Source organism: Qipengyuania sp. L-5Y (genome assembly GCF_056859455.1).
This window is the reverse complement of the sequence record NZ_JBSXOM010000032.1, coordinates 542,607-569,306: the sequence shown is the minus strand read 5'-3', so window position 1 is coordinate 569,306 and position 26,700 is coordinate 542,607. Positions and strand designations below refer to the sequence as shown.

Sequence of the window (26,700 nt, the reverse complement as noted above, 5' to 3'; positions counted from 1 at the left end):
GCTCTAACTGTCTGGCAGTCGTAGAACAGCACTTACCGGATAATGGTCCGATGGCAGGCGGCCACCCCAGTGCTGAGTGATCACCGCATATCGATCGACGAGAATGTCAGGTGACAGGAATATGTGATCGATCGCCGCGCGCGGTTCCTGGGCGATATCGAAGCCGGTAAAAGTGCCCGGTGGTCCATAAGGAGGGGCGATGCTTGCGCTGCGGCTATCGACAAGCGCGCCGGAAGTCAGGACCTGATAGGCTTCGCTGTCCGGGTCGGAGTTAAAGTCGCCCATCACGATCGTCGGCAGGCCCTTGCCAAGGCCGGCATTAATCCAGTTCAGTATGAGTTTCGCTGCGTTGACCTGGGCGGCCGCGCCGACATGATCGAAGTGCGTATTGAGGACGCGGAGCTTTCCTCGACCATCGCGGCGTTCGAGAATGGCCCACGCGGCAATGCGCGGATAGGCGGCATCCCAACCCTTACCTGGAACATCCGGTGTGGGAGACAGCCAGAAGGTGCCACTGTCGGTCATTTCGAACATATCGCGCCGCCACGCTAGTGGTGAAAACTCGCCAGCTTCTTCCCCATCATCCCGGCCCACTCCGATGAAAGAATAGGCGGGAAGTGTTTTTTCCAGATAGCGCTTCTGGGGAAGCAATACCTCCTGCATGCCGAGGATTGCCGGCGCTTCATAGCGGATCAGATCGCGCACGAGCGTGCGTCGCTCTGACCAGGCATTGGGCCCATCCGATGCCAGATCGAGCCTGATGTTATAGGTCATCACATCAAGTTGCGCATCGCGCTCTGTCTTGGCGGTCGGCGCGTGCATGCAGCCGGCGATCAGCAACATGCCGATCAGCACCAGCGCCGCATATAGTCTAGTCATCTGCATCAGTCCGCCGCTGCGAAAGCATCCAGAGGTAGAGTTCGGGATCCGAATAGGCGGGGTCCCATGCGTTGTGACCAAGGTCGGGATAGATCGTCAGCCTGCTTCGATTGCCACCGCACGCCCTGATCGCGCGCGCCATCGCAAAACTTCCCTCAGGAATGACCACATCGTCCCGATCGCCATGCAATGCCCAGATTGGTACATCAACCAGTTCACAGGCGGTCGCCGGATCACCTTGCCCAGCCACCGGGACTAGTGCCGCAAAGAGATCGGGCCGCTCGGCTCCCCACCGCCATGTGGCACGCCCACCTCGGCTCAAACCGGTGAGGTAGATGCGATTTTCATCTATCGGCATCGTCTCCACAATATGATCGAGGATCGCTTCCAGCTTCGCAACATCCCAGTCTTCTTCCGCAGGCAGCAAGGGGGAGACGAGAATGAAGGGGAAGTCTGGATCCATGTCCGCGTGCTTGGGCGGTCCGTGAACCTTGACCTTCGCGATGTCCGATCCACGCTCCCCGGAGCCGTGGAGAAAAATCATCAATGGCCATTTGGCTTCGGAATCGTATGAACGGGGCACAAACAACTGGTACGGGTAGCCTCCTGCCTCCAGACTCTGTTGCGGGTGTTGTCCAGTGATCACGGGTACCGCATCAGCGAGCGCGGGACCCGGCATACTCGCGCAAGCCGTGGCCATTGATGCTGCAGTTAGCAGCACGGCAAAACGTCCGAACCGGGTCATCGCGATCTTTCTCCAAGAAACTCGAAAATAGAAATAAGTTCGTCCTATTCGAGTTCTCGATACGGGGTCAATTCGTCAGGTACGAGCCGTTCCGGCTCCTCCTCCGCTTGATCCTCTGATCGCGAGGGTGGGGGCGATGATTAGACTTTGATCCCGTTCCAGCGTCTCGCCTTCCATCATGCGCAGCATCAGTTCGGCGGCCGTCGAACCGACACGTGTAATGTCGGAATGAACTGTCGTGAGGCCCGGCGTCACATGCCGGGCAAGCGGAATGTCATCAAACCCCGCGACAAGAATATCGCTCCCGATCTGAAGACCGGCCACGCGCAACTCGCTCATCAATTCGACCGCCATCATGTCGTTGCTGGCAAACACGGCATCGAAGGTAATGCCGCTGGTAAGCAGCAAGCGGGCGGCCTCGCGACCGGCATCATCGCGAAAATCGCCCGGCAATATCAATGGGCTTCCATTGCCCGTGCGCTCCGCCAGTACGTCGCAATATCCCCGCTGTCGCTCGCGCGCATCGCGATTGTTAGCAGGACCCGCGATGTGAATTATATTGCGTGCTCCGCGATCGATGAGATGGTCCGTGACCAACCGCGCGCCTGTATAATTGTCTACCGATACAAAGGGAGTGACGTTATCGGTTCCTTGGGCGTTAAGCAGTACGGTGGGGATATCGCGCGTCACTGCCTCTACGGTATCGGCGCGAGAATTCGGCGGCATGACAAGCAGTCCGTCAACCCTGCCTCGCATCGCCCGGATCGCTTGTGCAGTTTCTTCGGCACTCCCATGCATATTGCCCAGCAGCAAGCTCTTGCCGGCGCGATGGGTGACAAGGTCGATACCGCGAATGATCTCGGAAAAGAACTCGCCGAATAAATCGGGTAGAATAACCCCTATCGTATCGGTCTTGCGCTTGGTGAGGCTTCTCGCGCCGCTGTGCGGAACATAATCAAGCGCGGTTGCCGCAGCTTCGATTTTTTCGCGCGTTTTTGCTGTGACGATGGACATGCCGTTGAGCGCGCGCGATGCGGTGGCAACCGACACGCCTGCGGCTTTCGCAACGTCGCGTATCGTTACCATGCGTCCCCCATAATCCTATCTTACCCGAACTGCCTTGCAACTCCACCTGTCGCAGAGCGGAAACATTTATTTGGCCGCGAGCATCGTCGATAATTGCCAACGCCATACGAAAGAGTCCGGAAGAGCGAGCACCAAACGTCAGCCTCTTGCCACCGTATTCAACGGTTCGCCCGTCACGGGGTATCCCAGATCCTCACCAATGTGCAGCCAGGACTTGCCATCCATTTCGCCTATGAAGGGAGTTATCGTTTTCACGGGAATGGCTTCGGCCTGAGCCTTCGCCGCGGCGAAATTTTCGAACAGGGCGAGGCGCTCCAGATTGCGGCGGGTCGGGAAGATTACCTTGATGTCCCCCCTTTCCGCAGAATCGAGCGCGCCCTGCGCAGTAGTCCAGAAAAGATGCGTATTTTCGGAAAGGTCCGCCTCTATCTCGACCGCGCCTGTACCGATGTCGGCTAGGTAGAAACGTGTGTCAAAGACACGCGGGATGCGTTCATTCTTTGGATACCAGCGGGCAAACGGCACTAACTGAGCAAGATCGAGTTCCCATCCGAAATGTTCGAGAACCGGTTCGAGCTCACCGGTCTGTTCGAGGTACTTCCGGGCGGCGCGCGCTTTATCGGCATCGATTTCGCCGGTCAGTCCAATGACCAACCCTGTTTCTTCAAGCGTTTCGCGTACAACGGCGATCTGGTGCGCAGCTTCGTCTGGATCGAGGCGACCGCCAATCTTTGCTCCAAGGTCGAAATCTGCCGGGTCGACCCGGCCGCCCGGGAAGACGGCCATGCCGCCGGCAAAAACCATTTCGCGAGATCGGATCGTCATCAGGATCTCAGGTGGGCCATCCGCTGACGAATTGCGAAAAATGACCACGGTCGCTGCTGGAATGCCGTCGGCGCCGATTTCGGTTGGTTCGTTCATGATGATGTTGTGACGGTGACTGCGACCATTGCCAAGGGCTAAAGCCGGATGTCCGGTGTCGATAAACTTTACAGAAGGCAATGCCGCGGAATGCCCTTTAACCACCGAAAGGCCAGAACAACCGCCCGCGCCTGAATTTTGGCACATCCCATGCTTTATGTCCCGTGTCTCGATCACGTCTTTGTGGCGACGCCGAACCCACGGTCTCCTAACCCTGCGTCGCTAAGAAAAAAGGCCCGTCCGGTTTCCCACCGGACGGGCCTTTCCCGTTCTACAACTGCAATTGGAGTGAGATCAGCTCGCTTTCACATAAGCCAGTGCGTTGCTGGCTGGAAAGGCGGCTGAAGGTAGTAAGGTGCTACGATGCTTTGGCGACCTGCTTCTCATCCATCATCTGCTGGAGTTCGCCTGCTTCGAACATTTCCATCATGATGTCGCTGCCACCCACGAATTCGCCCTTCACATAGAGTTGGGGAATGGTCGGCCAGTCGGAAAAGGCCTTGATTCCTTGACGGATTTCCATGTCTTGCAGCACGTCCACACTGTCATAGGCGACGCCGCAATGGTCGAGGATGGCAATCGCGCGACTGGAAAATCCGCATTGCGGAAAAAGCGGGGTGCCCTTCATGAAGAGCACGACATCGTTTGCGCCGACAATATCGGCAATACGCTGATTGGTATCGGACATTGGTCCGTCCTTTGTCTAAATTCGGTATGCGAGATCAGGTGGGGGCTTGCGTAGTGAGTTGCAAGGCGTGCAGTTCGCCCCCCATTCGCCCGCCCAGCGCATCATAAACCAGCTTGTGCTGTTTGACACGCGTCAGCCCGGCGAATTGCGGCGCCGTAACCTTGGCGGCCCAATGATCGTTATCGCCCGCCAGATCGCGCATTTCCACGACTGCGCCGGGAAGCGCTTCTTCGATCAGCGTCACGATGTCGTCTGCGGCCATGGGCATTACATTCAGCCCTGATCGCTCATGAACTGCCGCCGCGCTTCGACGGAGCATTCTTCCAACTTTGTGCGAATGTCGGCTTCGCTGACATCGCATTCGGCCGCAGTCAGATCGCCCAGAAGCTTGCGGATGACGTCTTCATCGCCAGCTTCTTCGAAATCGGCCTGCACGACAGCCTTTTTATAGGCGTCGGTCTCTTCATCGGTGAGGCCCATGAGCCCGGCAGCCCATTCGCCAACAAGACGATTGCGGCGTGCAGCGATCTTGAAGGCATTTTCCTCGTCGAAGGCAAACTTGGCTTCTTCGCCGCGTTCGCGATCTTTAAAATCGGTCATGTCAGTCCTCTCGGGATGGAATCTTGCGGGTCGGAATAGGCGTGGCCCCACCGGCCCGCAAGGGCGCTTATTCCATTACAACGACGAGTTTACCGATCGCTCCGCGGTTCTCGAGCTTGGCGATTGCTTCGTGCGCCCGCTCCAAGGGATATGTCTCGCTCACCAGCGGTTCGATTTTGCCAGCTTTCCAGAGATCGAAGAGCTCTTGAATATTCTGCTCGTTACGTTTCGGCTCGCGCGCGGCAAATGCGCCCCAGAATACACCGCGGATGTCGCAGCTTTTCAAAAGGGTTAGATTGAGCGGCATTTTCGCGATGCCGGCAGGGAAGCCGACGACCAGGAAACGTCCTTCCCAGGCGATCGCGCGCAAAGCCGGCTCGGAATAATCGCCGCCCACGATATCATATACGATGTTGGCGCCATCAGGGCCTACGGCCGCCTTGAAGTCATTCGCGAGCTGCTTGGACGTGTCCTTATCGAACGGGGCGCGAGGATAGATCACCACTTCGTCGGCGCCGTGCTTCCTGGCAACTTCGCCCTTTTCTTCAGTGGAGACGGCAGCGACGACCCGGCAGCCATACGCCTTGGAGAGTTCGACGGCCGAGAGACCTACGCCGCCGGCGGCGCCGAGTACGAGAACCGTTTCGCCTTCCTTGATATCACCGCGATCCTTAAGCCCGTGGATCGTCGTGCCATAGGTCATCAGTAGCGCGCTGGCTTTTACCAGATCGATGCCATCGGGCACCTTGAACAGCTTGGCTGCCGGAACGACGACCTTTTCCTGCAGGCCGCCGTTGCCGACGCCGCACATCACCCGGTCACCTACGGCGAAATCGGTGACCCCTTCACCCAGCGTTTCGATGGTGCCGGAGATTTCGCCGCCTGGCGCAAAGGGGCGAGGGGGCTTGAACTGGTACATGTCGCGGATGATCAGCGTATCGGGGAAATTGATCGCACAGGCGGCGACCTTGACCAGAACCTCACCCGAGCCAGCCGCAGGGATATCAATCTCCTCGACAACGAGGGTCTCAGGGCCACCGGTCTCCTTCGAAAGGACTGCTTTCACGCTGATCTTCTCCTATTTTGTTTTATCAAGCCAGGGCGTGGTGCCCCGGCGCATTATCTCGTGCGCTGCAATAGCGCTCTCGCTGGCCAGCGTCAGGCCGATCTCGTCAAGACCTTCGAGCAGGCAGCGCTTGCGGAACGGATCGATCTGAAATTCGAACCGGTCCTGAAAGGGGGTCGTGACCACCTGATTTTCCAAGTCGATCGTAATCGGTTGATGCTCGGCAATTTCCAGCAACCGGTCCACCTGATCCTGCGGCAGCTCGACTGCCAGAATACCATTCTTGAAGGCGTTGCCGGCGAAAATATCGGAAAAACTGGGTGCGATCACCGCCGTCAGCCCCATGTCCAGCATGGCCCAGGCGGCATGTTCGCGGCTCGATCCGCAACCGAAATTGTCGCCCGCGATGAGAATGGGGGCGTTAGCGAAATCCTCGACATCGAAAGGATTCCCGGGCGCCGCGCGGATGGTTTCGAATGCGCCTGCACCAAGCCCTTCGCGGCTGACGGTCTTAAGCCAGTGGGCGGGGATGATGACATCGGTATCGACGTTCTTGAGGCCCAACGGAATGGCGCGCCCCTCGATGGTGGAAACGGCCTTCATCCTCGACCACCCGGCATGGTCGCCAATGGCATGCTGCGCAGCATGGGAAGCTCCCTCCAGAAGCGGTCGACTAATCGGTTTCGGGCGTCTCGCCAGAAGGTATGGGTCCGGGGCGCTGCGGCTGGTTTTTCCGCTCCTTGCGCTTGTTGGCGTAAAGCATCGCGGCAGCAATGGCGGCCGATCCGATCGCACTTGCAATGGCGGCTTTTCCGGTGATCTTCTTGGTCATGGGTTCTCAATGGTCAGGCCGCACCGTCTTGGCAAGGGGCGAGGTTACGGACATCGGCAAGACGCCCGGTAACGGCGGCGGCAGCAGCCATTGCCGGGCTGACCAGATGCGTTCGGGATCCGGGGCCTTGGCGGCCGACGAAATTACGGTTGCTGGTGGAAGCGCAGCGTTCCCCTGGCGGTACCTTGTCGGGGTTCATCGCCAGGCAGGCGGAACAGCCCGGCTCGCGCCATTCGAAGCCGGCATCGGTGAATATCCGGTCAAGCCCTTCGTCTTCGGCCTGGCGTTTGACCAAGCCGGAACCCGGGACCACGATTGCCCACCGCACGCTTGGCGCCTTCTTGCGACCTTTCAACACCGCGGCCGCGGCACGCAGATCTTCGATCCGGCTGTTTGTGCAGCTGCCGATGAAGATGTTTTCTACTGCGATGTCCTTGATCGGCGTTCCGGGTGCCAGGCCCATGTAATCCAGGCTCTTGCGCGCTGCATCCTGTTTGGATGGATCGGCAAAACTGTCGGGGGAGGGGACGCACCCGCCTACCGCCACCACGTCTTCAGGACTGGTCCCCCAGCTTACGGTTGGTTCAACATTCGCAGCGTCGATCACGACCGACTTGTCGAAATAGGCGCCCTCATCGGTGGCGAGCGACCTCCACCAGGTGACCGCGTTATCCCAATCCTTGCCCCGCGGCGAATAGGGACGGCCGCGAAGATACTCGAAAACCTTTTCGTCAGGCGCAATCAGGCCTGCGCGTGCGCCGCCTTCGATGCTCATGTTGCAAACGGTAAGCCGCCCTTCGACGCTCATTTCCTCGAACACCCGGCCGCGATATTCGATGACGTGTCCGGTACCTCCTGCGGTTCCGATGATGCCGATAATATGCAGGATCAGGTCTTTTGCAGTAACGCCCGGACCGAGCATTCCATCCACCCGTACCTCCATGGTTTTCGAAGGGCGCAGCTGAAGCGTCTGGGTCGCGAGCACATGCTCGACCTCGCTCGTCCCGATACCGAATGCCAAGGCGCCGATCCCGCCGTGCGCGGCGGTGTGACTGTCCCCGCAAACGATAGTGGTGCCGGGCAGCGAAAAGCCCTGCTCGGGTCCGACGACATGGACGATACCCTGTTCGGGCGCGGTGGCGTCGATATAGTCGATCCCGAAGGAAGGCGCATTGCGTTCAAGGGCGGCGAGCTGCGCTGCACTTTGCGTATCTTCGATCGGCAGGCGCGAACCGTCTGCAGCAATCCGCTTCGTGGTCGGCAGATTGTGATCCGGGACCGCAAGCGTAAGGTCGGGGCGCCGTACGGTTCTACCAGCCAGCCGCAGGGCTTCGAATGCCTGCGGGCTAGTCACTTCGTGGACGAGGTGGCGATCGATATAGATCAGGCAAGTCCCGTCATCGAGCCGATCGACGACATGCTGATCCCAAATCTTTTCGTAAAGAGTGCGCGGTTTGCTGGCCATTGCGGTGAACCTTGAGCCAAGCAGCCCGTATCCGCAAAAAGGCAAATCCAGAGTCTTCCAAACTTAACCTTTCTCTGCTCTATTGACACTTATGTCAGCAAAGCCATTTTTCTTCCCGATCAAAGTCCTTCCCGATGATATCGATTTCATGGGCCACGTGAACAATGCCCGCTATCTGAACTGGGTTCAGGATACAGTGCTTGCGCATTGGCAGAAGCTGGCTCCTGCAGAAGAGGTCGCAACCAAGGCATGGGTCGCCCTCAAGCACGAGATTACCTATCGCAGACCAGCGTTTCTGCATGACGATGTCATCGCGGAAACCGTGCTGGAAAAGATCGCGGGTGCCCGAAGCTTTTACAATACGATAATCCGTCGCGGCGAAGAGGTGCTGGCTGAAGTGCAAAGCATGTGGTGCTGCATCGATGCCGACAGCCATCGGCCCGCTCGCATCGATCGCGATGTTGCAGAGCGCTGTTTCGGAATGCCGCGCAAGCAGAAACCTTACGCTGCCGAATAGTCCTAACGCAGGCGGGCTTTGCCTGCCGGGCGCATGACACTATATCGGGTGCATGGATTTCCTCGCCCCGGCCCTTATCGTCTTTGCCACTGTGTTGGCCATGGAATGGGTCGCATGGGCGAGCCATAAGTACATCATGCACGGATTCGCTTGGGCGTGGCATCGCGACCACCACGAGCCTCATGACAATTTGCTCGAAAAGAACGACCTTTTCGCAATCGTCGGCGCAGTGGCAAGCATTTCCATGTTCGCCATCGGCAGCCCGATGGTGCTGGGATCGGGCGCGTGGTGGCCGGGCACATGGATCGGGCTAGGGATATTGTTCTACGGAATCATCTATACGCTGGTGCATGATGGCCTGGTCCACCAACGTTACTTTCAATGGGTTCCAAAGCGTGGCTATGCGAAGCGCTTAGTGCAGGCGCACAAGCTTCACCACGCGACTGTGGGTAAGGAAGGCGGGGTGAGTTTCGGATTTGTACTGGCTCGCGATCCTGCGAGGCTCAAGGCAGAACTCCGGCGGCAGCGTGAAGCCGGTGTCGCGACCATACGCGAAAGCGCCGGAGCCTGAGGCCCCGGCGCAATTCTTTGACCCTTGGCGAATGGGTTACTTGGCGTAGTTCACGTAAAGGCCATGGATCAGCCCCGGGAAATAGCCCAGCAAGGTTAGAACAAGGTTCAGCAGCGCTTTACCGCCCAGTCCATGCTTTGCAGCGACACCCAGAGGGGGAAGCAGGATCGTGGCGATAAGAATGAGAATTGCCATGGAAAAATGTCCTTTTGATGCCCTTCCGTCGTTCGCATTACCAACCGATCGGCGACGGGGCAGTTCCAGAGGTCACTCGTTCCGGGTGGCTATCCAACTTCCGCAGACGACAAGAATTCCAATGGAAATCCAGTACCAGGGATGGCCGAGGGTGTACCAGGTGAACACTGCGCCCGCTGCCATGGCGCCAATGGCCATCGTCTTGGATGATCGGCTGATGGCACGACGGTCGCGCCAGTCTTTCACCTGTGGTCCCCAATGGGGGTGATCGAGGATTTTCTGTTCGAGTTCCGGGCTTGATCGTGCAAAGAAATAGACCGCCAGTAACAGGAACGGGACTGTCGGCATGATCGGTAGCACCGCCCCTATGGCACCGAGACCGACCGCGAAGATACCCAGACCCTTGAAGATCGGCCGTCTCACGTCAGATCACCCCGCTGCAATCCGTGCGGCATGTTCCTGCACCAAGGCAATCATGTTCGGCACACCCTGCGTGCGATTGCTAGACAACTGGTTTTTCAGATCGAAAGGGGCGAGTGCAGCATCGATGTCCATTTCCGCGACTTCGGTTGCAGGCTTGTCCTGTACGGCCGCTATGACCAGAGCGACGATGCCCTTGGTGATCGCTGCATTACTATCGGCCAGAAAATGAAGCTTTCCTTCATCACCGGTTGGATAGACCCATACTTGGGCACTGCAGCCGCGCACCAGCGTGGCATCGGTCTTTAGCGCTCCCGGCATTTCCTCAAGGTCGCGACCCAGCTCGATCAAGAGCCGGTAGCGTTCGTCGCCTTCGAGAAACTCGTATTCTTCTGCAATATCGGAAATCGTGCGCATGGCGCGCCTTTAGCGGGCTGGGCGGCAGCCGTCCATGTGCCTCAACCTGACAAACCGCCGGGCCGGGTAAACGCATAGTAGATAACGTAAAACCAGCCAAAGAAGCCTTGGATGGCGGCCCACACGATGGACTTGTGCACGCTCCAACTGATGGCCACCGCAATTGCGCTGCCGAGACCGATACCGGCCCGTGCGGCGTCGGTCCTGACGACGCTCAAAGGTCCACTCCGCTGGCGATCGCCTCCAGCTTCTTGATGCGTTCCTTGAGGTCGGAAATCTCAATGCGCGCCGCGCCGAGCGATGATCCGGCCTTTTCATCATCAGGCGCGTAATGTCGTTCAAGCTCCTGGCGTTTGAGAGCCAGCCAGCCCTGCCAGGCCCGGAGCAGAACGCTAGCGACGATGGTCAATCCGACCAGCGAGGCTCCTGCGATTATCATAGTCGGTTCGAACACCACCTCATGTCCTCCTTCAACTAGTCCCTATCGGTCTGCTTTTCGCGCAGAGCTTCGATTTCGGCAGAGATGCGCTTCGTTTCGCGCGCATCGAGCGAATTATTATCAGTCGCTATCCGCTCGAGCACCTTGATGCGCTCCCGCAGTTCATCCAGTTCGCGGCGCTCTTCGGTGCGATCAAACGTCTGATGCTGCCCGCGCTCCGACTGGTCGTCGCCCAGTCCTGAACCGTGGCGATGCTTCGATTTCACCATTTCGGCAAAGGCTATGAGCGCCACGATTATCACAACTGCAGTCCAGAAACTCATAATGCATTCTCACGCGAAGCTGTTCGGTCATCGATCTGGTGAAGGTCTCTCAGTTCCTCGATCTGCATCGCGAGCACATGATTGCCGTCAGTGGCGATGCGCTCGAGAACGCGAACCCGTTCTTCGAGTTTGCGGTAATCGGAATTGCCTTTGGATGCTTCACCAGCTTTCGCCTCTGCGATCCGCGTTTCCAACTCAAGTCTCTGCAGCTTGTGCAACCGATCGCGCGTCCCGGCGATCGTTCCAAAGGTCAAAACGGTTAGGATGATGACCAGCACAAAGCCGAAGATGAGAAGCAGATCGGGATCCATCAGTTGGTTTCCCTGCCTTCACGCAGACGGTCGATTTCGTGCGTCAGATGATAGCCGCTGTCGGTCACGATCCGTTCGACATTGCCGAGGCGATCCTTAAGCGAACCGAGTTCGGCACGCAGTTCAGCGTTTTCCTGCGTCAGCAACTTGACCCGTTCGACGGCCTGGTCGTTCTTTGGATAGACTGCCTTACCCCAGCTGTTTTCGAGCGGGTAACCATTCTTGATCCGCATCCATGTCGTCATCAGCCACCCGGCTGTCATGATGCCGACGCCTGCGATGATCGTTGTTTCGGAAAGGAATTCCATTATGCCTTCTCCCCTGTCTTGATGCTCAGCGGCACCCCGCTGTCGGCTCCTTCGACGGTGCGCTGATCGCGCAGTGCCTCAATCTGGGTGGCGACATCGTAGCCCTTGTCGGTCACGATACGTTCGAGCACGCGCACCCGGTCTTCAAGGTCGTGGACCTTGCTGGCGTATTGCGCGGCCTTTTCTGCAGTGGCTTGCGCAGTGGTCTTGACGTTCATTTCGGCCAGCTTTTGCTGGTGCTTCGTCCAGATCGCGACGATCGGGATCATCAGGGCGATGATCGGGATGAAAACGCCGATGTTTTCCATTCTGCTTCTCCCCCTCTGTTTGCTCAGCGCAGCCGTTCGATCTCGGCGTTGAGGCGCGGATTGCTGCTGACATAGTAGGTTTCGACATCAGCAAGGCGGCGATCGACGTCCTTCATTCGCGCGCGGATTTCGCGGGCAGTGCGCTTCGGGTTCTGGCGAACACGCTGCCAATAGGTCTGCTCTTCGCGGTCGACATAGAGATGTGACGGCTTCTTGTTCAGCAGCAGGCCGGCAATGAAGTAGAACGGGATGGTCGAACCACCGGACATGAAGGTCAGGCCAACCAGACCGAGACGGACCCAAAAGACATTGACGCCGGTATAGTCGGCAATGCCGGAGCATACGCCCATCAACTTCGCGTTCTGCTTGTCGCGGTAAAGCGTGGTGCGGGGGCTGTTCATTTCAGGCTTCCTTTCTTCTCGGCCATCAACTGCTCGAGTTCGCGCAGCTGCTGGTTATCCTGTTCACTGTCATGAACGAGGCGGGCGGGGCGAAAGTCCGGATTGTCGCTCGCTACGAGGCGCTCGACCGTATCCATGCGGTCGTCCAGCCGCTTTGCGAGGCTGTAGAGTTCCTCGAGCAGGGCTTCGTCATCTGTCGTGATGGTCGCCGAAGTCTTCCACTTCGTGATGTAGTGGAGGATGATCCACGGCAGGCCGATGAAAATGGCCACGATTGCAAAAATCTCTTCCACGGATCAGTCCTCCTTGCTCGCGCCGTTCTTGCCGAGCGCCTTTTTCATCTGTTCGAGTTCGTCGTCGATCGCGTCGGCACCTTCCAGGGCGGCGATTTCGTCGGCCAGGCTGGGCTTGTCCGACTTGTCGGCAATGCTCAGCGCATCGGCGCGGCCTTCGGCGTAGTCGACGCGGCGTTCGAGCTGATCGAAGCGCGAAAGTGCATCGTCGACCCGTTCGTTCGTCATCAGACTGCGAAGCTTGACGCGGTTCTCCGCGCTTTCGAGGCGCGCGGCAATCGCCGTCTGGCGGCTCCGCGCTTCGCGAAGGCGGTTCTGAAGCTTCTGGATGTCCTGCTCATAGGCGCGCAGCGCATCGTCGAGGACGGCGATCTCCTGTTTGAGCTGCTCGCTCATGTCGACTGCCTTCTTCTTTTCGACCAGGGCGGCGCGGGCAAGATCCTCCCGGTCCTTCGAGATGGCGAGTTGCGCCTTCTCGCTCCAGTCCGCCTGAAGCTTGTCGAGTTTGACCGTGTGGCGGTGCATCTCCTTCTGGTCCGCGATGGTACGGGCGGCGCTCGCGCGGACTTCGACCAGCGTTTCCTCCATCTCGAGGATGATCATACGGATCATCTTCTGGGGGTCGTCCGCCTTGTCCAGCATGTCGTTGAAATTGGCGGCGATGATGTCGCGGGTGCGGCTGAAAATGCCCATTAAAGGTGCTCCATTGGCAAAAAAGTCCGATCCTCTGGACCGTCCGGCGTCGCGGGTCGGTGTCGGCGACCGGCGCAGCCGTTCTACCTCTTCCTCGATCCGCGACAAGCGGGGGCGGGCCGAAGCGCCGTCGGCATCACTGCCGCGGGGACTGTCGGGGGAGTGGCGCTCCGGCCCTAAGGGATCGTGGTCGGGGGGCAGGGTCATGCGATCTCGACCTGTTCGTAGGCGGCCACGGTGGGGGTGGGGGTGGTGACCGTGATATGCGAGCTCAGCACGACGAAGGTGGCCATGGCCGCGATGCTCGCGATGGCAGCTTGCCCGAGCTGGCTGCGGAAGAAGTTGATGTTGTACATGCGGGGTGCCTCCCTTGGGTCAGGTGACCGATTGCTGTTATCCCTTGTTCAGCAAAGGGCGTGCCAAACCCGGAAAATGGCGGATTTCCGAGCGTTGCGAGGCACTGCAACAGAGAGGCGATGGTTTTTGTTGCCAATCCTTGGGGTATTTTCCTATATATTGGTCCATGGAGCGGGAGAACCAGTTCATAGGCCAATCTGGAGCCTTCCTCGACGCAGTCGAGCGGGCGAGCCGTGCCGCGCCAATGCGCAGGCCCGTGCTCGTCATTGGCGAGCGGGGCACGGGTAAGGAACTGATCGCGGAACGTCTGCATCGCCTTTCTACCAGATGGGACGAGCCACTGGTCACCATGAACTGCGCCGCGCTGCCTGAAACGCTGATCGAGGCCGAGCTTTTCGGGCACGAGGCGGGGGCATTCACCGGTGCTACCAGATCAAGGGCAGGCAGGTTCGAGGAAGCCGACAAGGGGACGCTTTTTCTCGACGAACTGGGCACTTTGTCGATGGGTGCGCAGGAGAGGCTGTTGAGAGCAGTCGAATATGGCGAGGTGACGCGCATCGGATCGAGTCGTCCGACGCGGGTCGATGTCCGTATTGTCGCGGCCACCAACGAGGACCTGCCCAGAAAAGCGGAGCGCGGCGATTTCCGCGCCGACTTGCTCGACCGGCTCAGTTTCGAAGTCATTACCCTCCCGCCCCTGCGCGTGCGCGAAGGGGATGTGCATGTCCTGACGGATTACTTCGGCCGCCGCATGGCTGCCGAACTGGGTTGGGAGGGCTGGCCGGGCTTCGCGCCCCATGTCGCCGAACAGATGGAAAAGCACGACTGGCCCGGCAATGTACGCGAACTGCGAAATGTCGTGGAACGCGCAATCTATCGCTGGGACGACTGGAGCGAGCCGATCGGGCACGTGGTTTTCGATCCTTTCGACAGCCCCTGGAAGCCCGTGTCGCCGGAACCGCGGGCCGAGAAAGCGGCTGCGAAAGTCAATGCACCCGCCGACCGCCCGCCTGATTTCGATCATGTAGACGATCTGCGTTCGGCCGTGGATGCGCATGAGCGCGCCATAGTGGAGCATGCGCTGGGCAAGCATCGCTGGAACCAGCGGCAGACAGCCAAGGCGCTGGGGCTGAGTTACGATCAGTTGCGCCATTGTATAAAGAAGCACGCGCTGGCGGACGATAGCTGATCGCCGCTTGCTTTTCGCAAGACTCGCGCCTATCTGGCTGCGCATCCCGACATTGTCGCGACACTGGAGGGGCTGGCGCCGCAAGGGGCCGGCACGAAACCCCATTGTCGCCTGGCATGTGCAAATGGAGACTGAATGGCCGACCTGGTACGCTTGACCGAAGTAATCGAACCCGAGGCAAAGGCGCTCGGATTTGATCTCGTGCGCGTCAAGATGATGCCGTCCGAAGCCGGCGACGGCGGCGAGGCGCTGCAGATCATGGCCGAAGACCCGGCGACGGGCCAGCTTGTGATCGACCAGTGTGCGGCCCTGTCGCGCCGCGTGTCCGAACGGCTGGACGCGCTGGAAGAAGAAGGCGAAGTGCTGATTGCGGGCGCCTATCATCTCGAAGTGTCGAGCCCAGGCATCGACCGCCCGCTCACCCGAGCGAAGGATTTCGCCGATTGGGCAGGGCACGAAGCCAAGATTTCCATGGCGAAGGGATATGACGGCCAGCGCAATCTGCGCGGTTCTCTCAAGGGCATCGATGGCGACCTGGTCACGATCGATGATCGCAAGGCAGGGGAAGTTTCCATTCCCCGCGACCAGATTCATTCGGCACAGCTTGTCTTGACCGACGAACTTATTGCCGCCACCCAGCCGCTCGACACGAGCGGTGCCGACGAAATTGTCGAAACCGAAGAAGAAAAGGCAGACGACTGATGGCCAGCGCCATTTCCGCCAACAAGGCTGAACTCCTCGCGATCGCAAACTCGGTCGCTTCGGAAAAGATGATCGACAAGGCGATCGTCATCGAAGCGATGGAAGAAGCGATCCAGAAATCTGCCCGTAACCGCTACGGCGCCGAAAACGATATCCGTGCCAAGCTCGATCCGCTGACCGGCGATCTGCGCCTGTGGCGTGTTGTCGAAGTGGTCGAGGAAGTCGAAGACTACTTCAAGCAGGTCGATCTGAAGGCTGCGCAGAAGCTGCAGGACGACGCCAAGATCGGCGACTTCATCGTCGATCCGCTTCCCCCGGTCGACCTCGGCCGGATCGATGCGCAGAGTGCCAAGCAGGTGATCTTCCAGAAGGTCCGCGATGCCGAGCGCGAGCGCCAGTTCGACGAATTCAAGGATCGCGCAGGCGAAGTGATCACCGGTGTGATCAAATCGGTCGAATTCGGCCATGTGATCGTGAACCTCGGTCGCGCCGAAGGCGTGATCCGCCGCGACCAGCAGATCCCCCGCGAAGCCGCCCGTGTCGGCGAACGCGTGCGTGCGCTGATCACCAAGGTGGAACGCAACAATCGCGGTCCGCAGATCTTCCTGTCCCGCGCGCACCCCGATTTCATGAAGAAGCTGTTCGCGCAGGAAGTGCCCGAAATCTATGACGGCATCATCGAGATCAAGGCAGCCGCCCGCGATCCGGGCAGCCGGGCCAAGATCGGCGTGATCAGCCACGACAGCAGCATCGATCCGGTCGGTGCCTGCGTCGGTATGAAAGGTAGCCGCGTGCAGGCCGTCGTGCAGGAACTGCAGGGCGAGAAGATCGACATCATTCCCTGGTCGGAAGATGGCGCGACCTTCATCGTCAATGCGCTGCAGCCCGCCACCGTCAGCCGCGTCGTTCTCGACGAGGAAGATGGCCGCATCGAAGTCGTCGTGCCCGACGACCAGCTTTCGCTGGCCATCGGTCGCCGCGGCCAGAACGTGCGCCTCGCCAGCCAGCTGACGAGCAACCAGATCGACATCATGACCGAGGAAGAAGCCTCGGAAAAGCGGAGCAAGGAATTTGCCGAGCGTTCGAAGATGTTCGAAGAGGAACTCGACGTCGACGAAACGCTGTCGCAGCTGCTTGTTGCCGAAGGCTTCGCCGAACTCGAAGAAGTCGCCTATGTCGAGCTGGAAGAACTGGCGGGCATCGAAGGTTTCGACGAGGATCTGGCCGAAGAGCTCCAGAGCCGCGCACAGGAAGCCATCGATCGCCAGGAAGCAGCGCACCGCGAGGCGCGCCGCGAGCTGGGCGTGGAAGACGCGCTGGCCGAACTTCCGCACCTGACCGAGGCCATGCTGGTCACGCTGGGCAAGGCAGGGCTCAAGACGCTGGACGACGTGGCCGATCTTGCCACCGACGAACTCATCCAGAAGAAGCGCGAAGCCCCGCGTCGCCGCAACAATGCCGACGGTCCGCCGATGCGGCGTCCCTCGGTCCGCGAGCAGGACAAGGGCGGCGTGCTGGGCGAATATGGCCTGACCGAAGAGCAGGGCAACGAAATCATCATGGCTGCCCGCGCCCATTGGTTCGAAGACGAAGAGGAAGCTCCGGCACCTGCCGAGACGACCGACAAGCAGGAGGCCGCCGATGCGGACTCCACCCAATGAGAGCCTGAGTTCCGACATCGTCGAAGCGCCCAAGGCACGGAAAGCTTCCGAGCCCGAAAGGCGCTGCGTCATTTCAGGGCAGACCGGCCCGCGCGAGGAACTCGTGCGGCTGGCTGTTTCGCCGTCCGGCCTTGTCCTGCCCGATGCGCAGGAAAAGGCGCCGGGTCGCGGGGCCTGGGTCGGTGAGAACCGTGCCGGTCTGGAAGCGGCGCTGGCCAATGGCAAGCTGAAGGGCGGGCTGTCGCGCGCCTTCAAGACGGGCGACCTGGAAATTCCCGAGACGCTGCCCCAGATGGTGCAGGATGCGCTGACGCGCGTGCTGCTGGACCGACTGGGGCTCGAAATGCGCGTCGGAGGTCTTATCTTAGGTACGCAGCGCATTGCCGAGGCGGCGCGCGGCGGGGCTGTGGTCCTGTTGCTGCACGCCAGCGATGCAAGCGAAGATGGGCGCAAGAAGCTGGATCAGGCCTGGCGGGTCGGACGCGAGGCGGAAGGGTCCGGAGAACGGGGCCTCGAACTGCCTCTGGACCGGAACGCTTTGTCTGTGGCATTGGGCCGCGACAATGTCGTCCATTTGGCGCTGGCCGAGGATGCATCGGCTACCAGGGTCATCAAGCCCCTGACGCGCCTCATGCATTATCTGGGACAGGAATTCCCTGCCGGTATGGCGCCGCGTTAGCGAGCGCCAGCGACGAATTGAACGATTGATACGAAGAGAAACGAGCAAGAATGAGCGACGACGACAAGAAACCAGCCCGCAAACCGCTTACCCTGAAGGGCGCGCAACCGGGTGAGGTCAAGCAGACCTTCAGCCACGGCCGCACCAACAAGGTGGCGGTCGAGGTGAAGCGCCGCCGCAAGCTTGTTAAGCCCGGCGAGACGCCGCCCGCGCCGCCACCTCCGCCGCCGGCGCCCGAGCCCGCGCCGGCTCCTGCGCCGACCCCGACGGCTGCAAAGCCCGAGGTCAAGAAGAAGCCTGCCCCGTCGAACGAGACGCCGCAGGAACGCGTCGCCCGGCTTCAGCGCGAAGCCGAGGAAGACCGGCTGCGCCAGGCCGAAGAAGCGCGCAAGCGCGAGGAAGAGCAGGCCCGGCAGGCAATAGAAGACGAGAAGAAGCGGGCGGAAGAAAACCGCAAGGCCGAGGAAGAAGCGGCCAAGAAGGCCGCCGAAGAGCCGAAGAAGGTTGAACAGGCAGAGAAGGCCGAGAAGGAGCCCGAAGTACCCGCTCCGGCTGCCGAAGAGGCACCGGCAGAGGAAGCCTCGTCGGCAACGCCTGCGCCTGCTCCGCGCCGGTTCACACCGGTCGCGCGACCCGAGATCAAGAAGCCCGAGCGCAAGAAGAAGGAAGAGAAGCCCGCCCGCGGTGCGCAGGCCGAAACGCCGGACAAGCGCCGTTCGGGCAAGCTGACCGTCAAGAAGGCTCTCAACGAGGATGAAGGCCGCCGTGCGCGCAGCCTCGCCGCACTGAAGCGTGCCCGTGAAAAGGAACGCCGGATGCAGGGCGGTGGCTCGAGCAAGCCGCGCGAAAAGCAGGTACGCGACGTTATCGTCCCAGAGGCGATCACGGTCGGCGAACTGGCCAAGCGTATGGGTGAGAAGGGGGCCGATCTCGTCAAGGAACTCTTCAACCTCGACATGATGGTTACCGTCAACCAGACGATCGACCAGGATACGGCGGAACTGCTCGTCGAACAGTTCGGTCATACCATCCAGAAGGTGTCCGAAGCGGACGTCGATATTGCGGCCGACGAAGATGTCGATCCGGAAGAAACGCTCAAGGCGCGCCCTCCGGTCGTCACCATCATGGGCCATGTCGACCACGGCAAGACCAGCCTGCTGGACGCGCTTCGCGGCGCCAATGTCGTCAAGGGCGAAGCCGGCGGCATTACGCAGCATATCGGCAGTTATCAGGTGAAGACGAAGAGCGGCGATCTGGTCACCTTCCTCGACACGCCTGGCCACGCTGCCTTTACCCAGATGCGCCAGCGCGGTGCGAACATCACCGATATCGTGGTGCTGGTGGTGGCCGCCGACGACGGCATCATGCCGCAGACGATCGAGGCCATCAATCACACGAAGGCTGCCGGCGTTCCGATGATCGTGGCGATCAACAAGATGGACAAGCCGGAAGCCAATCCGGACAACATCCGCAACCGCCTGCTCGAACACGAAGTGATCGTGGAGAAGATGTCGGGCGATGTGCAGGATGTCGAAATCTCGGCCAAGGAAAAGACCGGTCTCGACAAGCTGCTCGAAGCCATCAGCGTGCAGGCCGAACTGCTCGAACTGAAGGCCAATCCCGATCGTATGGCCGAGGCCACCGTGATCGAAGCGCAGCTCGACAAGGGCCGCGGCCCGGTAGCGACCGTGCTGGTGACCCGTGGTACGCTGGAGCGTGGCAACACCTTCGTCGTGGGCACGCAGAGTGGCCGTGTCCGTGCGATCGTCGACGATCAGGGCAAGCAGATCAAGAAGGCCGGGCCTTCCATGCCGGTCGAGGTCCTGGGCCTTGGCGGCGTGCCGAGTGCGGGCGATGTGCTGACCGTGGTCGAAAACGAGCAGCGTGCGCGTGAAGTGGCGGAATATCGTCAGGAAAAGGCTACGGAAAAGCGCACGGCGCTTGCCCCGACCAGTTTCGATACGATGTTCAACAACCTGGCCGCCAATGTCATCGAATTCCCCGTGCTGGTGAAAGCCGACGTGCAGGGTTCGGTGGAAGCGATCACCTCTGCCTTGCACAATCTGTCGAACGACGAGATCAAGGTCCGCGTGCTGCATGCAGGCGTGGGTGCGATCACCGAGAGCGACGTGACGCTGGCCGCTGCCTCGAACGCGCCGATCATCGGCTTCAACGTACGCCCGAATGCCAAGGCACGCGAGCTGGTGAAGCGCGACGGTGTGGAGATGAAGTATTACGACGTCATCTATCACCTGACCGAGGAAATCGCCAAGGAGATGGCAGGCGAGCTGGGTCCGGAGCGGATCGAGCATGTCGTCGGCCGTGCCGCCGTCAAGGAAGTGTTCCGTTCGGGCAAGAAGGACAAGGCCGCCGGCCTGCTGGTCGAGGAAGGCGTCATCCGCAAGGGGCTGCATGCACGCCTCACGCGAGACGATGTCATCGTCTCGGCCACGACCATCGCCTCGCTGCGCCGGTTCAAGGACGATGTGGATGAAGTCCGCGCCGGTCTGGAATGCGGTGTGGTGCTTGCCGACACGAACGACATCAAGGCTGGCGACCAGCTGGAAGTCTTCGAAGTCGAGGAGCGTGAGCGTACCCTGTAATGGCGTCCGAACACGCTCTCGGCGCGGCCCATGCGGAACTGATGGGCGTCGAGTTCGATCATTTCGATGCGGAGCGTGAGGAAATCACGCTCCGCTTCACTGCTCCCGAAACCTTCATCACCCCGCGCGGCAGCGTGCAGGGAGGCCTGGTCGCAGGTTTCCTCGACGAGGTGATGGGCTGGGCACATGTCTGGGCCACCAATCAGAAGGAAGCACCGCTCAATCTGGAAATCTCCATGAGCCTGCTGCGGCCCGTCCCGGCTGGCCCGTTGATCGGCAAGGGCAGGGTGGTGCGGCGCGGGCGCAAGGTGATTTTCCTCGAAGGCGAACTGTTCGATGGCGAGAACCGGCTTCTCGCCCGGTCGACCAGCACCGCCATTCCCACCCCACGTCCTACCGGAGAGAAGTGATGGTCCGCCAGCAGTCCACCCCCGAACAGCAATCGGTTCGCGTACTCAAGGTGGGTGAGCGGGTGCGGCATATCCTGTCCGAACTGCTCGCGCGCGGGGAGGCGCATGACGACGTGCTTTCGGCAAGCAATATCGCGGTCACCGAAGTGCGCATGACGCCCGACCTGCGCAACGCGAAGGCCTATGTAAAGCCGTTGCTGGGCGAAGACGAGGCGACCGTGTTGAAGGCGCTGCGTACCAATACGGCTTTCTTTCAGAAGGAAGTCGCCCAGCGGCTCGGCCTCAAATTCGCGCCGAAGCTGAGCTTTCAACCCGACGAAAGCTTCGACGAAGCCGATCGGATCGAAAAGCTGCTGTCCGATCCCAAGGTCGCACGCGACCTCGACGACGACTAACGCGAGGTGATTGTGGACGTCTCGCCTGAAACCGATCTTAACTGCCCGTTGAGCGCAGGCTAGAGCCAGTCGATGGCCAAGCTGTATTTCTATTATGCCAGTATGAATGCGGGCAAGAGCACCACCCTGCTGCAGGCTGCATTCAATTATCGCGAACGTGGCATGCGCGTGTCGTTGTGGACTGCGGCTCTCGACGACCGGCCGGGCTTCGGCGCGATCTCCAGCCGGATCGGATTATCGAGCGATGCCCACCGGTTCGAGGTCGACACCGATATCGAAACGCGCGTTCTTGCCGATCATTCGGAAAGCCCGATCGCCTGTGTACTGGTGGACGAAGCGCAATTCCTGACCAAGGATCAGGTTTGGCAACTTGCCCGGCTGGCGGACGATGCGGGCATCCCTGTCCTGTGTTACGGCCTGCGTACGGATTTCCAGGGCGAACTGTTTGCAGGGTCGGCCGCATTGCTGGGCTTGGCAGACGCGCTGATCGAGATGAAAGCCGTCTGCGATTGCGGTCGCAAAGCGACGATGAACCTGCGCGTCGATGCGCGAGGCGACGCCGTGATCGAGGGTGCACAGACGGAAATCGGCGGCAACGACCGTTATGTCGCCATGTGCCGAAAGCATTTCCGCCAAGCGCTGGCGCGCTAGGCAGGCCCACCCTATCTAGAGCGCCATGACTGAAACCATTCTGCTAGCGGTGATTCTGATCCCGTGTCTGATCATCGCCATTGTCTTTCACGAGGTTGCCCACGGCTGGACTGCGCTTGCTCTGGGCGATCCGACCGCCAAGGAACAGCGGCGCCTTTCGCTTAATCCGATCCGCCACGTCGATCCAATAGGCACCCTGCTGGTGCCGGGAGCGCTGGCCCTGTTCGGCGGGCCGATATTCGGCTGGGCGAAACCAGTGCCGGTTCGCGGCGACCGGCTGCGCGATCCACGTTTCGGAATGGTAGCCGTGGCAGCAGCAGGGCCGGCCACGAATCTTGTTCTGGCCTTCATCGGGGCGCTGGTATTCGGCGCCGTCTCGGGCACCATAATCGCGTCGGGCGGAACGCCGCCGGACTGGCTGCTGTCGGCAGGGGGGATGTTCATCCTGATCAACGTATTCCTGGCATTGTTCAATCTTTTGCCGATCCCCCCCTTCGACGGATCGCATATCGTAGGCGGCCTGCTGCCGCCCAAATGGGCGGCGAACTGGCAAAAGCTGCAATCGATGGGGATGCTATTCTTCATCATCCTGATCGCAGCGACGTGGGCCTTTCCGAACAGCGGCCTGATCGAGAACACCGTGCTGCCGCCGGTCTTGTGGCTGCAGGAGCGCTATTTCGAAATTGCCGAGTGGATGGCCCGCGGTATCGCCGGATGAGCGGCACCAAACCCCCGTCACATGGCTGGCTGATCCTCGACAAACCCCGCGGCCTTGGCTCGACGCAGGCCGTTTCGGCCGTCAAGCGTGTGCTGCGGCAGGGCGGCTATGCTAAGACCAAGGTCGGCCACGGCGGTACGCTTGATCCGCTGGCCGAAGGAGTGTTGCCCATCGCTTTGGGTGAAGCGACCAAACTCGCCGGTCGCATGCTCGATTCCGAAAAGATCTATGCCTTCACGATCCAGTTCGGCGAGGAAACCGACACTCTGGATACCGAAGGCGAGGTCATCGAAACATCCGACCGCCGCCCGCCGATGGCTGCGATTCCAGCCGTGCTCGATCATTTTACAGGCGATATCGATCAGGTTCCGCCCGCTCATTCGGCTGTAAAGATCGATGGGAAGCGGGCTTACGATCGGGCGAGGGCCGGCGAAGAGGTCGAGATGAAGACCCGCGCCGTTACGGTGTACTCACTCGACCTGGAAGGTAACCGCGAAGATGGTGAATTGCGGTCCGCTTTTGCCACCACCGCCGGTCGCCCCGACCCTTACGATCCACAAGCTCCGCTGGAACTGGCTGACAGCATCACACTCGTGGCTCATGTATCGAAGGGCACCTACATCCGCTCGCTTGCACGGGATATCGCACGCGCGCTTGGAACGTTGGGGCATGTCACCTATCTGAGGCGCATCAAGGCCGGCCCGTTCACCGAAGAACAGGCGATTTCGCTGGACAAACTGGAGGAAGTCGCTAAGGGCGCGCGCATTGAAAACCTCCTCCTGCCGCTCGAGGCGGGGCTGGACGACATCCCGGCCTTGCAACTCGATCCCGATAGCGCGCAGGCGGTCCGCCAGGGCCGGGTACTTTCGGAACTGCCCCATGCCGACGGGCTTCACCTTGCGACACTGCACGATGTGCCGGTGGCCTTGATGGAACTCAGCGGTGGTACGGCGAAAGTCGTGCGGGGGTTCAACTTACCGGATGTCGCGGAGTAAGAAGTATGTCGGTTACCGCCGAAAAGAAGCAAGAGATCATCAAGGACAATGCCGTCGCCCAGGGCGATACGGGTTCTCCGGAAGTTCAGGTCGCCATCCTGACCGAACGCATCCGCAACCTGACCGAGCATTTCAAGTCCAACCACAAGGACAACCACTCGCGTCGCGGCCTCCTCATGATGGTCAACAAGCGCCGCAACCTTCTCGCCTATCTCAAGAAGAAGGATGTGGAGCGGTATAACGCGCTGATCCAGAAGCTGGGTCTTCGCAAGTAAGAGTTTCTCAAAGGGGCGGCTCAGGTCGCCCCTTTGTTTATCCGGCTTCCGCGCAATCCGGCGCTGGGGCGGACAAAAGAGGCGACGAAAGCCTCGTACCGGACCGGGACGGAATACCCGGCACAGTAGGCCCCGCATCGCAATAAGGCCGTGCGGGTCATCAAGGAAAATACATGTTCGACACGAAAACCGTATCGCTGGAGTGGGGCGGAAAGACCCTCACTCTGGAAACCGGCCGCATTGCCCGTCAGGCTGACGGCGCGGTCCTCGCCACATATGGCGAAACCGTTGTGCTCTGTGCGGTCACGGCCGCCAAGAGCGTGAAGGAAGGTCAGGACTTCTTCCCGCTGACCGTCCATTATCAGGAAAAATTCTCGTCAGCCGGCCGTATCCCGGGTGGCTTCTTCAAGCGCGAGCGCGGTGCGACCGAAAAGGAAACGCTGACGAGCCGCCTGATCGACCGTCCGGTCCGCCCGCTGTTTCCCGAAGGTTTCTACAACGAAATCAACGTCATTGCGCAGGTGTTCAGCTATGACGGCGAATGCGAGCCCGACGTTCTGGCGATGATCGCCGCTTCGGCAGCTCTGACGATTTCAGGCGTTCCCTTCATGGGCCCGATCGGTGCCTGCCGCGTCGGCTTCAAGGATGGCGAATACATCCTCAACCCGAAGCAGACCTCGGCCCTGGCCGACGACGGCCGTCTCGATCTCGTCGTTGCCGCCACCGGCGATGCCGTGATGATGGTTGAATCGGAAGCCAAGGAACTGACCGAAGCAGAAATGCTCGGCGCCGTTGCTTTTGCACACGACAACATCCGCCCGGTCGTCAATGCGATCGTCGACCTGGCCGAACAGGCCGCCAAGGATCCGTGGGACGTTGCCTCGCAGGATGGCAATGAAGACATGAAGTCGGCCATCAAGGCGATGATCGGCAAAGACATCGAAGCTGCCTACAAGCAGACCGACAAGTCGGCCCGTTCGGACGCGCTGAATGCCGCCCGCGACAAGGTCAAGGCGCATTACGGTTCGGATGAATTCGACGGCCAGCAGCGCATGACCGCGATCAAGCTGACCAAGAAGCTGGAAGCGGAAATCGTCCGCGGCGCCATCCTCAAGGACGGCACCCGCATCGACGGCCGCAAGCTCGATCAGGTTCGCCCGATCGAAGCCATGGTCGGCGTGTTGCCCCGTGCGCACGGTTCGTCGCTGTTCACCCGCGGTGAAACGCAGGCGTTGTGCTCGACCACCCTTGGCACCAAGGACAGCGAGCAGATGATCGACGGTCTCGAAGGCCTGTCGTACGAACGCTTCATGCTGCACTACAACTTCCCGCCGTATTCGGTCGGTGAAGTCGGTCGTTTCGGTGCCCCGTCGCGCCGCGATACCGGCCATGGCAAGCTTGCCTGGCGTGCGCTGCACAACGTGCTGCCGACCCATGACGATTTCCCGTACACCATCCGCGTGCTGTCCGACATTACCGAGTCCAACGGCTCGAGCTCGATGGCAACGATCTGCGGCGGCTGCCTCTCCATGATGGATGCCGGCGTTCCGATCGAACGTCCGGTGAGCGGCATCGCGATGGGCCTGATCCTCGAAGGCAATGATTTTGCCGTTCTGTCCGACATTCTGGGCGACGAAGATCACCTCGGCGACATGGATTTCAAGGTTGCAGGTACGGAAGCCGGCATCACCACGATGCAGATGGACATCAAGGTTGCCGGCATCACGCAGGAAATCATGCAGAAGGCGCTAGAACAGGCGAAGGCCGGTCGTGCGCACATCCTCGGTGAAATGAACAAGGCTCTGACCGGTTCGCGCAACGAGGTTTCGAAGCATGCTCCGCGTATCGAAACCATCCAGATCGACAAGTCGAAGATCCGCGACGTCATCGGCACGGGTGGCAAGGTGATCCGTGAGATCGTCGCCGAAACCGGCGCCAAGGTCGACATCGACGATGAAGGCGTGATCAAGATTTCGTCTTCGAACGCTGACGAGATCGCGGCTGCCAAGGCCTGGATCGAAGGCATCGTCGAAGAAGCGGAAGTCGGCAAGATCTACAACGGCAAGGTCGTCAATATCGTCGACTTCGGCGCTTTCGTGAACTTCATGGGTGGCAAGGACGGTCTCGTCCATGTCAGCGAAATGAAGAACGAGCGTGTCGAGAAGCCGACCGACGTCGTGTCCGAAGGCCAGGAAGTTAAGGTCAAGGTCCTCGAGATCGATCAGCGCGGCAAGGTCCGCCTGTCGATGCGTGTCGTCGATCAGGAAACCGGCGAAGAGCTGGAAGACACTCGTCCGCCGCGCGAACCGCGCGGCGACCGTGGTCCGCGTGGCGGCGGTGGTGGCGGCGGCGATCGTCGTGGCGGACGTGGTGGCCGCGGCGGCGGCGACCGTGGTCCGCGTCGCGATCGCGATGGCGGCAACGGTGGTGGCGAAGCTCACGTTCCGGACTTCCTGAAGGACTGATCCTTCCACAATAACTTTCGGGAAAGGGCCGTGAGGGAGACCTCTCGGCCCTTTTCTTTAAGTGTGCTTGGTTATGATGAATTAACCCGTTTTTAACCGTGATAAATGACACTGCGACTTCT

At 60.2% G+C, this 26,700-nt stretch carries 38 protein-coding genes; 14 read left to right on the top strand and 24 right to left on the bottom strand.

From position 1 onward, the window contains the following. Positions 1-3: 3 nt before the first annotated feature. The 11 genes from AC13F2_RS16585 to leuC form a co-directional block, all read right to left on the bottom strand. Positions 4-879, bottom strand: coding sequence for an endonuclease/exonuclease/phosphatase family protein (locus AC13F2_RS16585; RefSeq protein WP_482964801.1), 876 nt, complete (start codon positions 877-879; stop codon positions 4-6). Continuing rightward, a complete protein-coding gene (locus tag AC13F2_RS16580) occupies positions 872-1,462 on the bottom strand; it encodes a carboxylesterase family protein (RefSeq protein ID WP_482964802.1) in 591 nt (196 codons plus the stop codon). The genes AC13F2_RS16585 and AC13F2_RS16580 overlap by 8 nt, the downstream gene beginning before the upstream one ends. 237 nt (positions 1,463-1,699) lie before the next feature. Further along, on the bottom strand, positions 1,700-2,710 hold the full coding sequence (locus AC13F2_RS16575) for a LacI family DNA-binding transcriptional regulator (RefSeq protein WP_196847876.1): 1,011 nt from the start codon (positions 2,708-2,710) through the stop codon (positions 1,700-1,702). Positions 2,711-2,848: 138 nt separating this feature from the next. Further along, complete coding sequence (locus AC13F2_RS16570) at positions 2,849-3,631, bottom strand: NUDIX hydrolase (RefSeq protein ID WP_482964803.1); 783 nt, start codon at positions 3,629-3,631, stop codon at positions 2,849-2,851. A 358-nt stretch (positions 3,632-3,989) separates the two neighbouring features. Further along, on the bottom strand, positions 3,990-4,319 hold the full coding sequence (grxD, locus tag AC13F2_RS16565; RefSeq protein ID WP_103024209.1) for a Grx4 family monothiol glutaredoxin: 330 nt from the start codon (positions 4,317-4,319) through the stop codon (positions 3,990-3,992). 34 nt (positions 4,320-4,353) lie between these two features. Next, positions 4,354-4,587 (bottom strand): BolA/IbaG family iron-sulfur metabolism protein, encoded by a 234-nt coding sequence (locus AC13F2_RS16560; protein ID WP_103024210.1) that lies wholly within the window; start codon positions 4,585-4,587, stop codon positions 4,354-4,356. A gap of 5 nt (positions 4,588-4,592) precedes the next feature. Then, on the bottom strand, positions 4,593-4,919 hold the full coding sequence (locus tag AC13F2_RS16555) for a DUF1476 domain-containing protein (protein ID WP_103024211.1): 327 nt from the start codon (positions 4,917-4,919) through the stop codon (positions 4,593-4,595). Positions 4,920-4,986: 67 nt separating this feature from the next. Next, on the bottom strand, positions 4,987-5,985 hold the full coding sequence (locus AC13F2_RS16550) for an NADPH:quinone oxidoreductase family protein (protein WP_482964804.1): 999 nt from the start codon (positions 5,983-5,985) through the stop codon (positions 4,987-4,989). Between the two features lie 12 nt (positions 5,986-5,997). After that, positions 5,998-6,588, bottom strand: coding sequence for a 3-isopropylmalate dehydratase small subunit (gene leuD, locus AC13F2_RS16545; protein WP_482964805.1), 591 nt, complete (start codon positions 6,586-6,588; stop codon positions 5,998-6,000). A gap of 70 nt (positions 6,589-6,658) precedes the next feature. Further along, on the bottom strand, positions 6,659-6,817 hold the full coding sequence (locus tag AC13F2_RS16540; protein WP_103024214.1) for an isopropylmalate isomerase: 159 nt from the start codon (positions 6,815-6,817) through the stop codon (positions 6,659-6,661). Positions 6,818-6,830: 13 nt separating this feature from the next. Next, positions 6,831-8,282: a 3-isopropylmalate dehydratase large subunit gene (gene leuC / locus AC13F2_RS16535; protein ID WP_482964806.1), complete on the bottom strand. Its 1,452-nt coding sequence runs from the start codon at positions 8,280-8,282 to the stop codon at positions 6,831-6,833. A 91-nt stretch (positions 8,283-8,373) separates the two neighbouring features. Here leuC and AC13F2_RS16530 point away from each other — a divergent pair, with 91 nt between their 5' ends. Both AC13F2_RS16530 and AC13F2_RS16525 read left to right on the top strand, forming a co-directional pair. Further along, entirely contained in the window at positions 8,374-8,799 is a 426-nt protein-coding gene (locus tag AC13F2_RS16530; protein WP_103024216.1) for an acyl-CoA thioesterase, read from the top strand. A 52-nt stretch (positions 8,800-8,851) separates the two neighbouring features. Then, positions 8,852-9,370, top strand: a complete 519-nt coding sequence (locus AC13F2_RS16525; protein WP_482964807.1) for a sterol desaturase family protein — start codon at positions 8,852-8,854, stop codon at positions 9,368-9,370. Positions 9,371-9,406: 36 nt separating this feature from the next. Here AC13F2_RS16525 and AC13F2_RS16520 read toward each other — a convergent pair whose 3' ends face one another. From AC13F2_RS16520 to AC13F2_RS16460, 13 genes are all read right to left on the bottom strand, one after another. Beyond that, the gene (locus AC13F2_RS16520) at positions 9,407-9,565 is read right to left on the bottom strand and encodes a YqaE/Pmp3 family membrane protein (protein ID WP_103024218.1); all 159 of its coding nucleotides are present in this window, start codon (positions 9,563-9,565) and stop codon (positions 9,407-9,409) included. A 72-nt stretch (positions 9,566-9,637) separates the two neighbouring features. After that, entirely contained in the window at positions 9,638-9,988 is a 351-nt protein-coding gene (locus AC13F2_RS16515) for a YbaN family protein (protein WP_103024219.1), read from the bottom strand. A gap of 6 nt (positions 9,989-9,994) precedes the next feature. Further along, complete coding sequence (locus AC13F2_RS16510) at positions 9,995-10,402, bottom strand: SufE family protein (protein WP_221598724.1); 408 nt, start codon at positions 10,400-10,402, stop codon at positions 9,995-9,997. 41 nt (positions 10,403-10,443) lie between these two features. Beyond that, positions 10,444-10,620, bottom strand: a complete 177-nt coding sequence (locus AC13F2_RS16505) for a hypothetical protein (protein WP_222827850.1) — start codon at positions 10,618-10,620, stop codon at positions 10,444-10,446. After that, positions 10,617-10,841, bottom strand: a complete 225-nt coding sequence (locus AC13F2_RS16500) for a hypothetical protein (protein ID WP_247714544.1) — start codon at positions 10,839-10,841, stop codon at positions 10,617-10,619. The genes AC13F2_RS16505 and AC13F2_RS16500 overlap by 4 nt, the downstream gene beginning before the upstream one ends. A 35-nt stretch (positions 10,842-10,876) precedes the next feature. Further along, on the bottom strand, positions 10,877-11,164 hold the full coding sequence (locus tag AC13F2_RS16495) for a hypothetical protein (RefSeq protein ID WP_103024221.1): 288 nt from the start codon (positions 11,162-11,164) through the stop codon (positions 10,877-10,879). Next, entirely contained in the window at positions 11,161-11,475 is a 315-nt protein-coding gene (locus AC13F2_RS16490) for a hypothetical protein (protein ID WP_482964808.1), read from the bottom strand. The genes AC13F2_RS16495 and AC13F2_RS16490 overlap by 4 nt, the downstream gene beginning before the upstream one ends. Beyond that, positions 11,475-11,783, bottom strand: coding sequence for a hypothetical protein (locus tag AC13F2_RS16485; protein WP_196847886.1), 309 nt, complete (start codon positions 11,781-11,783; stop codon positions 11,475-11,477). Before AC13F2_RS16485 ends, AC13F2_RS16490 begins: the two co-directional genes overlap by 1 nt. After that, on the bottom strand, positions 11,783-12,091 hold the full coding sequence (locus AC13F2_RS16480) for a hypothetical protein (protein WP_103024224.1): 309 nt from the start codon (positions 12,089-12,091) through the stop codon (positions 11,783-11,785). The genes AC13F2_RS16485 and AC13F2_RS16480 overlap by 1 nt, the downstream gene beginning before the upstream one ends. Before the next feature lie 23 nt (positions 12,092-12,114). Beyond that, positions 12,115-12,492, bottom strand: a complete 378-nt coding sequence (gene pspC, locus AC13F2_RS16475; protein WP_103024225.1) for an envelope stress response membrane protein PspC — start codon at positions 12,490-12,492, stop codon at positions 12,115-12,117. After that, the gene (pspB, locus tag AC13F2_RS16470; RefSeq protein ID WP_103024226.1) at positions 12,489-12,785 is read right to left on the bottom strand and encodes an envelope stress response membrane protein PspB; all 297 of its coding nucleotides are present in this window, start codon (positions 12,783-12,785) and stop codon (positions 12,489-12,491) included. Before pspB ends, pspC begins: the two co-directional genes overlap by 4 nt. A 3-nt stretch (positions 12,786-12,788) precedes the next feature. Further along, positions 12,789-13,679 carry a phage shock protein PspA gene (pspA, locus tag AC13F2_RS16465; RefSeq protein WP_397491197.1) on the bottom strand — a complete coding sequence of 297 codons (891 nt, stop codon included), beginning with the start codon at positions 13,677-13,679 and terminating at the stop codon, positions 12,789-12,791. Between the two features lie 2 nt (positions 13,680-13,681). After that, positions 13,682-13,834 carry a hypothetical protein gene (locus tag AC13F2_RS16460; protein WP_221598721.1) on the bottom strand — a complete coding sequence of 51 codons (153 nt, stop codon included), beginning with the start codon at positions 13,832-13,834 and terminating at the stop codon, positions 13,682-13,684. A 167-nt stretch (positions 13,835-14,001) separates the two neighbouring features. Here AC13F2_RS16460 and pspF point away from each other — a divergent pair, with 167 nt between their 5' ends. From pspF to pnp, 12 genes are all read left to right on the top strand, one after another. Then, the gene (gene pspF, locus AC13F2_RS16455; protein ID WP_103024228.1) at positions 14,002-15,024 is read left to right on the top strand and encodes a phage shock protein operon transcriptional activator; all 1,023 of its coding nucleotides are present in this window, start codon (positions 14,002-14,004) and stop codon (positions 15,022-15,024) included. A 135-nt stretch (positions 15,025-15,159) separates the two neighbouring features. Continuing rightward, the gene (gene rimP, locus AC13F2_RS16450; protein WP_103024229.1) at positions 15,160-15,726 is read left to right on the top strand and encodes a ribosome maturation protein RimP; all 567 of its coding nucleotides are present in this window, start codon (positions 15,160-15,162) and stop codon (positions 15,724-15,726) included. Next, complete coding sequence (gene nusA, locus AC13F2_RS16445) at positions 15,726-17,387, top strand: transcription termination factor NusA (RefSeq protein WP_103024230.1); 1,662 nt, start codon at positions 15,726-15,728, stop codon at positions 17,385-17,387. The genes rimP and nusA overlap by 1 nt, the downstream gene beginning before the upstream one ends. Next, complete coding sequence (locus tag AC13F2_RS16440; protein WP_196847887.1) at positions 17,368-18,066, top strand: DUF448 domain-containing protein; 699 nt, start codon at positions 17,368-17,370, stop codon at positions 18,064-18,066. The genes nusA and AC13F2_RS16440 overlap by 20 nt, the downstream gene beginning before the upstream one ends. A 50-nt stretch (positions 18,067-18,116) precedes the next feature. After that, complete coding sequence (gene infB / locus AC13F2_RS16435) at positions 18,117-20,669, top strand: translation initiation factor IF-2 (RefSeq protein WP_397491030.1); 2,553 nt, start codon at positions 18,117-18,119, stop codon at positions 20,667-20,669. Next, entirely contained in the window at positions 20,669-21,079 is a 411-nt protein-coding gene (locus AC13F2_RS16430) for a PaaI family thioesterase (RefSeq protein ID WP_482964809.1), read from the top strand. Before infB ends, AC13F2_RS16430 begins: the two co-directional genes overlap by 1 nt. Beyond that, positions 21,079-21,474: a 30S ribosome-binding factor RbfA gene (gene rbfA, locus AC13F2_RS16425; RefSeq protein ID WP_482964810.1), complete on the top strand. Its 396-nt coding sequence runs from the start codon at positions 21,079-21,081 to the stop codon at positions 21,472-21,474. The genes AC13F2_RS16430 and rbfA overlap by 1 nt, the downstream gene beginning before the upstream one ends. A 72-nt stretch (positions 21,475-21,546) precedes the next feature. After that, positions 21,547-22,125, top strand: coding sequence for a thymidine kinase (locus AC13F2_RS16420; protein WP_196847890.1), 579 nt, complete (start codon positions 21,547-21,549; stop codon positions 22,123-22,125). 25 nt (positions 22,126-22,150) lie between these two features. After that, positions 22,151-22,843 carry a site-2 protease family protein gene (locus tag AC13F2_RS16415; RefSeq protein WP_103024236.1) on the top strand — a complete coding sequence of 231 codons (693 nt, stop codon included), beginning with the start codon at positions 22,151-22,153 and terminating at the stop codon, positions 22,841-22,843. Then, positions 22,840-23,838: a tRNA pseudouridine(55) synthase TruB gene (gene truB / locus AC13F2_RS16410; protein WP_482964811.1), complete on the top strand. Its 999-nt coding sequence runs from the start codon at positions 22,840-22,842 to the stop codon at positions 23,836-23,838. The genes AC13F2_RS16415 and truB overlap by 4 nt, the downstream gene beginning before the upstream one ends. Before the next feature lie 5 nt (positions 23,839-23,843). Then, a complete protein-coding gene (gene rpsO / locus AC13F2_RS16405; RefSeq protein WP_103024238.1) occupies positions 23,844-24,113 on the top strand; it encodes a 30S ribosomal protein S15 in 270 nt (89 codons plus the stop codon). Positions 24,114-24,286: 173 nt separating this feature from the next. After that, complete coding sequence (gene pnp / locus AC13F2_RS16400) at positions 24,287-26,578, top strand: polyribonucleotide nucleotidyltransferase (protein WP_103024239.1); 2,292 nt, start codon at positions 24,287-24,289, stop codon at positions 26,576-26,578. Positions 26,579-26,700: the final 122 nt, after the last annotated feature.